The sequence below is a fragment of the Pedobacter sp. PLR genome (assembly GCF_026239675.1).
Taxonomy (GTDB): Bacteria; Bacteroidota; Bacteroidia; order Sphingobacteriales; family Sphingobacteriaceae; genus Pedobacter.
Window position 1 is genome coordinate 1 of record NZ_JAPIVQ010000040.1, and the last position, 486, is coordinate 486.

Genomic DNA, 486 nt, shown 5'->3' on the forward strand with positions numbered 1-486 from the left:
TCAGGGATTAAAAGGGGATAAAGGCGATACCGGTGCAACTGGTGTTGCTGGCCCAATAGGAGTAACTGGTATTGACGGGATTCAGGGATTAAAAGGGGATAAAGGCGATATCGGTGCAACTGGTGTTGCTGGCCCAATAGGAGTAACTGGTGCAGATGGAGTTCAGGGTTTAAAAGGGGATAAAGGCGATACCGGTGCAACCGGCGTTGCTGGCCCAATTGGAGTAACTGGCGCAGACGGAATTCAGGGCTTAAAGGGTGATAAAGGCGATATCGGTGCAACCGGCGTTGCTGGCCCAATTGGAGTAACTGGTATTGACGGGATTCAGGGCTTAAAAGGGGATAAAGGCGATACCGGTGCAACCGGCGTTGCTGGCTCAATAGGAGTAACTGGTGCAGATGGAGTTCAGGGCTTAAAAGGAGATAAAGGCGATACCGGTGCAATTGGTGTTGCTGGCCCAATAGGAGTAACTGGTATTGACGGGAT

Annotated in this window: 1 pseudogene; it reads left to right on the forward strand. The window is 51.0% G+C overall.

The annotated features are described in order from the left end of the window. A pseudogene (locus OQX61_RS24260) lies at nucleotides 1-486 on the forward strand (hypothetical protein); the annotation flags it as partial.